The organism is Micromonospora chokoriensis (assembly GCF_000718555.1).
GTDB classification, from domain to species: Bacteria; Actinomycetota; Actinomycetes; order Mycobacteriales; family Micromonosporaceae; genus Micromonospora; species Micromonospora chokoriensis_B.
The window spans coordinates 179,538-185,901 of sequence record NZ_JOAN01000013.1; the positions used below are offsets into that span (position 1 = coordinate 179,538).

At 71.8% G+C, this 6,364-nt stretch carries 5 protein-coding genes; 3 read left to right on the forward strand and 2 right to left on the reverse strand.

The features are described from left to right. Window positions 1-47: 47 nt before the first annotated feature. On the reverse strand, window positions 48-527 hold the full coding sequence (gene ybaK, locus IF46_RS0118875; protein WP_030489665.1) for a Cys-tRNA(Pro) deacylase: 480 nt from the start codon (window positions 525-527) through the stop codon (window positions 48-50). Window positions 528-556: 29 nt separating this feature from the next. Then, window positions 557-1,753: a THUMP-like domain-containing protein gene (locus IF46_RS0118880; protein ID WP_030489666.1), complete on the reverse strand. Its 1,197-nt coding sequence runs from the start codon at window positions 1,751-1,753 to the stop codon at window positions 557-559. A 259-nt stretch (window positions 1,754-2,012) separates the two neighbouring features. Between IF46_RS0118880 and groES the strand changes: the two genes are divergently transcribed. The 3 genes from groES (at window position 2,013) to IF46_RS0118895 (ending at window position 5,826) form a co-directional block, all read left to right on the forward strand. Further along, window positions 2,013-2,327 (forward strand): co-chaperone GroES, encoded by a 315-nt coding sequence (groES, locus tag IF46_RS0118885; RefSeq protein ID WP_030330046.1) that lies wholly within the window; start codon window positions 2,013-2,015, stop codon window positions 2,325-2,327. Between the two features lie 70 nt (window positions 2,328-2,397). Next, window positions 2,398-4,038 (forward strand): chaperonin GroEL, encoded by a 1,641-nt coding sequence (gene groL, locus IF46_RS0118890; RefSeq protein ID WP_030489667.1) that lies wholly within the window; start codon window positions 2,398-2,400, stop codon window positions 4,036-4,038. A 135-nt stretch (window positions 4,039-4,173) separates the two neighbouring features. Further along, window positions 4,174-5,826, forward strand: a complete 1,653-nt coding sequence (locus IF46_RS0118895) for a molybdopterin-dependent oxidoreductase (protein ID WP_030489668.1) — start codon at window positions 4,174-4,176, stop codon at window positions 5,824-5,826. Window positions 5,827-6,364: the final 538 nt, after the last annotated feature.

Consider the following 6,364-nt stretch of genomic DNA (forward strand, 5'->3'; position numbering starts at 1 on the left):
CTGTTACGTGCTGGTCATCCCACAGACGTCGACCGTCACGAGAGTCTTCAGCGGGTCTGCAACGGCGCGGTGCGCGCGTCGGTCAGCGCCACCAGATCCGCCGCCGCCAGTTCGAGCTGCAGGCCGCGCCGACCAGCCGAGACGTAGATCGTCGGCAGGTCCAGCGCGGATTCGTCCAGCACGGTGGGCAGTCGCTTGCGCTGCCCGAGCGGGCTGATCCCACCGCGTACGTAGCCGGTGGCCCGCTCGGCGACCACCCGGTCGGCCAGCGCCGCCCGCTTGCCACCGACCGCCGCCGCGAGCGCCTTGAGATCCAGCTCGCCGGTGACCGGAACGACCGCCACGGTGAGCGCGCCGTCGACCTCGGTCACCAGCGACTTGAACACGCGCTCCGGTGCCACGCCGAGCGCCGCCGCCACCAACGCGCCGTAGTTCGGGGCGTCCGGTGCCACCCGGTACGGGTGGGTGCGGTGCGCGACCCCACGCTTGACCAACAGTGCCGTTGCCGGAGTGCCCTGTCCCGCCACATCGACGACGTTAGCGCCTGGGTCAGGCCCTACTCGACCGGCTGGCCGATCAGCACGGTCGGTGCGCCGGCGACCCGGGTGAGCACCAGGCTCGCCGCCGCGTCCCCGGCCAGCCGCAGATCCCGCCGGAGCTGCTCCGGGGTGAGCGCCGAACCCCGCTTGAGGATCTCCACCCGGCCCACCCGACGGTCGCGCAGCAACGCCCGCAGCCGCTTGAGCGAGAACGGCAGCACGTCGGTGATCTCCAGACAGCGCGCGTACGGGGTGCGGATCGGCTGGTCGGCGTAGAGGTAGGCGATGCTCGGATCGCCCAGGGTGGCGTCCAGGTCGGTGGCCAGTTCGGCGACGAGGTGCGCGCGGACCACCGCCGGATCCGGGTCGTACAGGTAGCGTCGCGGCGGCCCGACCGACGCCTCGTCGGCACCCGAGCCGGTGAGCTGGTGGCGCTGGGCCTCGGCACCCCGCTGGCGGTAGAGGGTGGCGCGGCGGGGCACCTCCGCCAGTTCGCCGCACCAGAGCGCGGCCTCGACCAGGTCGCCGTCCACGCCGACCCACTCGGCCTCCGCGCCGGCCGGAATTAGCGCGTGGTCCAGGCCCGGGGCAACCTTCACCACTGTGTGCCGTACCCGCTCGGCCAGGCCGGTGACGAAGTCCCACGGTGGCGAGTAGGCGCGCGGGTCGAAGATCCGTCGCCCGGTGCCGGTGGTGCGTCGGGCCGGATCGCAGAACACCCCGTCGACCCGCGACACGTCGAACTCCATCGCGTCGCCGCACTCCACCGTGAACAGCTCGGCCAGCCCGGCCGCCGCGGCGTTGGCGGCGGCCATCGCCGCGGTCACCGGGTCGGCCTCCACCCCGTACACCCGAATGCCGGCGCGGGCGGCGGCCAGCGCGTCGGCGCCAAGCCCGCACCCGAGATCGGCCAGGGTGCGCACGCCGGCCGCGTACAGCCGGGCGGCCCGATGGTCGGCGACCACCCGGCGGGTGGCCTGCTCCAGGCCGGGGCGGGTGAGGAACATCCCGGCGGCGGCCGAGCCGAACTTGCCCACCGCGCGGTGGCGCAGCTCGGCCTGGGTGAGCGCCGCCGCCGCCAGCGTCGGCGGCACCCCGGCCGCGCGCAGCGCCGACGCCGCGGCCAGCGGATCGCCGCCGGCCAGGTCGGCCGCCGCCGTGAGCGCGGCCGACCCCTCGGGGGTACGCAGCGCCGTCAGCTGATCGAGGTCCACCCGGCCATTGTCCGGGTGGACCCGGAAATCCGGGCTGGCGGGGCGCGACTCGCTGGCACTCTCCTTGACGGAGTGCTAGCCACGGAATAACCTGCGATTAGCACTCTCACCCTGAGGGTGCCAGCTTCCGGGTCTCGCGACCCGGTGGCGCACGCCAGGCGGACCGGCACCCGCGACGACGGCACCGCCCGGTGGCATGAGGCAGATTGACGCTGGTCAGCCCCGCTGGCCAGCAACGAAACCAGTACCCCAGGAGGGTATGCCCGTGACTACCGCGACCAAGGTTGCGATCAAGCCGCTCGAGGACCGCATCGTGGTCCAGGCGAACGAGGCTGAGACCACCACGGCGTCGGGCATCGTGATCCCCGACACCGCCAAGGAGAAGCCGCAGGAGGGCACCGTCCTCGCTGTGGGTCCGGGGCGCGTCGACGACAACGGCAACCGGGTTCCGGTTGACGTGCAGGTCGGCGACACCGTCCTCTACTCGAAGTACGGCGGCACCGAGGTCAAGTACGCCGGCGAGGAGTACCTGGTGCTCTCCGCCCGCGACGTCCTCGCGGTCATCGAGAAGTAAGCAACCGATCAGTTCCATTGCCCCGGTCCGGCTCGCCGGGCCGGGGCAATGGCGCTTCGAAGGGACATTAATGGCGAAGATCCTGAGCTTCTCGGACGACGCCCGGCACCTGCTGGAGCACGGTGTCAACGCCCTCGCGGACGCGGTCAAGGTCACCCTCGGCCCGCGCGGGCGCAACGTCGTCCTGGACAAGAAATTCGGTGCGCCGACGATCACCAACGATGGTGTGACCATCGCCAAGGAGATCGAGCTCACCAACCCGTACGAGAACCTTGGCGCGCAGCTGGTCAAGGAGGTGGCGACCAAGACCAACGACGTCGCCGGCGACGGGACCACCACCGCGACCGTGCTGGCCCAGGCGATGGTCCGCGAGGGTCTGCGCAACGTGACCGCCGGGACCAACCCGGCCGGCCTCAAGCGGGGCATCGACGCGGCGGCCGCCAAGGTCTCCGAGGCGCTGCTCGGCCGTGCCGCCGAGGTCACCAGCAAGGAGTCGATCGCGAACGTGGCGACGATCTCCGCGCAGGACACCACGATCGGCGATCTGATCGCCGAGGCGATGGAGCGCGTCGGTCGCGACGGTGTCATCACCGTCGAGGAAGGCTCGATGCTCACCACCGAGCTGGAGGTGACCGAGGGTCTCCAGTTCGACAAGGGCTTCATCTCGCCGAACTTCGTCACCGACCTGGAGGGTCAGGAGTCCGTCCTTGAGGACGCGTACATCCTGGTCACCACCCAGAAGATCTCGGCGATCGAAGAGCTGCTGCCGCTGCTGGAGAAGGTCCTGCAGAACAGCAAGCCCTTGCTGATCATCGCCGAGGACGTGGACGGCCAGGCGCTCTCCACCCTGGTGGTCAACTCGCTGCGCAAGACCCTCAAGGTCTGCGCGGTCAAGGCCCCGGGCTTCGGTGACCGGCGCAAGGCGATGCTCCAGGACATCGCGATCTCCACGGGTGCCGAGCTGGTCGCCCCGGAGCTGGGTTACAAGATCGACCAGGTCGGCCTTGAGGTGCTCGGCACCGCTCGGCGCGTCGTGGTCGACAAGGAGAACACCACGATCGTCGACGGCGGTGGCCAGAAGGCCGACGTCGCCGACCGGGTGGCCCAGATCCGCAAGGAGATCGAGGCCTCCGACTCCGACTGGGACCGGGAGAAGCTGGCCGAGCGGCTGGCGAAGCTCTCCGGTGGCATCGCCGTCATCAAGGCTGGCGCGGCCACCGAGGTCGAGATGAAGGAGCGCAAGCACCGCATCGAGGACGCCATCGCGGCGACCAAGGCTGCGGTCGAGGAGGGCACTGTGCCCGGCGGCGGCGCTGCCCTGGTGCAGATCCTCTCCGTGCTCGACGACGACCTGGGCTTCACCGGTGACGAGAAGGTCGGCGTCTCGGTCGTGCGCAAGGCGCTCGTCGAGCCGCTGCGCTGGATCGCCCAGAACGCCGGTCACGACGGCTACGTCGTGACGCAGAAGGTCGCCGACCTCAAGTGGGGCCACGGCCTCGACGCGGCCAAGGGCGAGTACGTCGACCTGGTCAAGGCCGGCATCATCGACCCGGTGAAGGTGACCCGCAACGCGGTCACCAACGCCGCCTCGATCGCCGGTCTGCTGCTCACCACGGAGAGCCTCGTGGTGGAGAAGCCGGCGCAGGCCGAGCCGGCCGCCGGCGGCGGGCACGGCCACGGTCACGGCCACCAGCACGGCCCGGGCTTCTGATCCGGTAGCGACACCCGTTCCAGGGCACACCGTCGTACGGCGGTGTGCCCTGGCTCGTTCTTGTGGGCTTGTTGGGTTATTACCGAACGCTGACGTCGTTGGCGACCGGGCGAGATGATCGCGCACACTGGGCCGATGAGCACCACGTCACGGCGGTACGCCGCGTTGGCCGGAATCACCGCCGCTGCCGTCGCGATCGGGATCGCCGAACCGGTCGCGGTGTTGACCGGGCCCCGGTCTGCGCCCCTGGTCGCGGTCGGCGGGGTCATCGTCGACGCCGTCCCCGAGTCGGGGAAGCAACTCGCCATCGACCTCTTCGGCACTGCCGACAAGATCGCGCTGCTGGTCGGCACGGCCGTGTTGCTGGCAGGCTTCGCCGCGCTCTTCGGCGTACTGGCGGTTCGCCGGCTGGCCCTCGGCCTGGCCGGCATCGCCGCGTTCGGTGCCGTCGGCGTGGCCGCCGCGTTGACCCGTTCCGGCGCGGACCTCGCCGACGCGCTGCCATCCCTGGTGGGCGCCGGTGTTGGCGCCCTGGTGCTCTGGCTGTTCATCGCCGGCCCCTTCGAGCTGGACCCGTGGCCCTGGTCGTCACCCACGCCGCCGGTGTCGCCTGGCGTGCCGGTGACTCCGGCCGGGCCGGTGCCGGTTACTCCCGCCGCGCCGGTGACTCCCGCCGCGCCGACGGCGGCGGTCGAGCCGGACGAGCCTGCGGCAATCGACCCGGAGTCGCGGCGGCGGTTCCTCACCGGGAGCGGAGTGCTGCTCGGCACGGCCGTGGTGGCCGGCCTCGGCGGGCGCTGGCTGGCCGGTCGGCGCGGCGTGTCGGCCGCCCGGGAGGCGATCCGCCTGCCCGCGCCGATTTCCCCCGCACCGGCCGTGCCGGCGGGCGCCGACCTCTCGATGGCCCAACTCGCGCCGTACGTCACCTCGAACTTCGGGTTCTACCGGATCGACACCGCGCTGGTAGTGCCTCAGGTCGACCCGGACACCTGGCGGCTGCGGATCCACGGCCGGGTCGGCAAGGAACGCACCTACAGCTACGCGGAGCTGCTGGCCCGGCCCTTGGTCGAGCGGTACGTCACGCTGGCCTGCGTCTCCAACGAGGTGGGTGGGGACCTGATCGGCAACGCCCGCTGGCTCGGCGTACCCCTGCGGGAGCTGCTGGACGAAGTCGAGCCGGACGACGACGCCGACCAGGTCGTCGGCCGGTCGGTCGACGGCTGGACCTGCGGCACCCCCACCGCCGCGCTGCGCGACGGACGGGACGCGCTGCTGGCGGTCGGCATGAACGGCGAGCCGCTGCCGGTCGAGCACGGCTTCCCGGTCCGGATGGTGGTGCCGGGCCTCTACGGCTACGTGTCGGCCTGCAAGTGGGTGACCGAGCTGGAGCTGACCCGGTTCGCTGACTTCGACGCGTACTGGGTGCCGCGCGGCTGGTCCGCCCAGGGGCCCATCAAGACCCAGTCGCGGATCGACGCGCCCCGAGGGCGCAACCGCCTGACCGTCGGGCCGGTCACCGTCGCTGGCGTGGCCTGGGCGCAGCACCGGGGCATCCGCCGAGTCGAGGTACGCGTCGACGACGGCGAGTGGCAGCAGGCCGCGCTGGCCCCCACCGTGTCGGTGGACACCTGGGTGCAGTGGTCCTGGCGCTGGGAGGCCACGCCAGGCGAGCACCGGCTCCAGGTCCGAGCGACAGACGCGACAGGCGAAACCCAGACCGAGCGTACGCAGGACGTCGCCCCGGATGGCGCCACCGGCTGGCACACGGTCACCGTCACTGTCCGCTGATCCACAGCACAGCGACCTGTCTTGCAGGTCGGCGGCCCTGTCCTGCGGGTGCCGCGACCTGCCCTGCGGGTCGGCGGCCCTGGCCTGCGGCTCGGCGGCGCTTGTCCGCGACCTGGCCTGCGGGTCGGCGGCGCTTGTCCGCGACCTGGCCTGCGGGTCGGCGGCGCTTGTCCGCGACCTGGCCTGCGGGTCGGCGGCGCTTGTCCGCGACCTGGCCTTCTGGTGGAACGGAAAGTGTCCAAGATCTGCGGCGGTCGCTGGTGGGGGTGACGTTTCTCCGCGTCCGTTGGGTGGCGGTCAGGGCTGGGTGGTGTGTTTTGGTGGTGGGAAGGCCGCTGGCCGGCACCCGGGTTAGGGTGCCGGCCAGCGGTTGGTGTCCTGCGGTGGTGCTGTGCGGTGGTGCTGTCGTGCGGGTCAGCTGTTCCAGTACTGGCCGACCAGGTCGGCGGCCTGCTGCTCCCACTGGGCGTAGGCGTCCGGGTAGGCCGAGACCTGCACGGTCTGGGCGGCCTGGGTCAGCGGCATGTCCTGCCAGCCG

What these genes read in the sequence shown, in the direction of transcription:
- groES (WP_030330046.1), top strand. Translation starts at nt 2,013, where the DNA reads ATGCCCGTGACTACCGCGACCAAGGTTGCGATCAAGCCGCTCGAGGAC.
- groL (WP_030489667.1), top strand. Translation starts at nt 2,398, where the DNA reads ATGGCGAAGATCCTGAGCTTCTCGGACGACGCCCGGCACCTGCTGGAG.
- IF46_RS0118895 (WP_030489668.1), top strand. Translation starts at nt 4,174, where the DNA reads ATGAGCACCACGTCACGGCGGTACGCCGCGTTGGCCGGAATCACCGCC.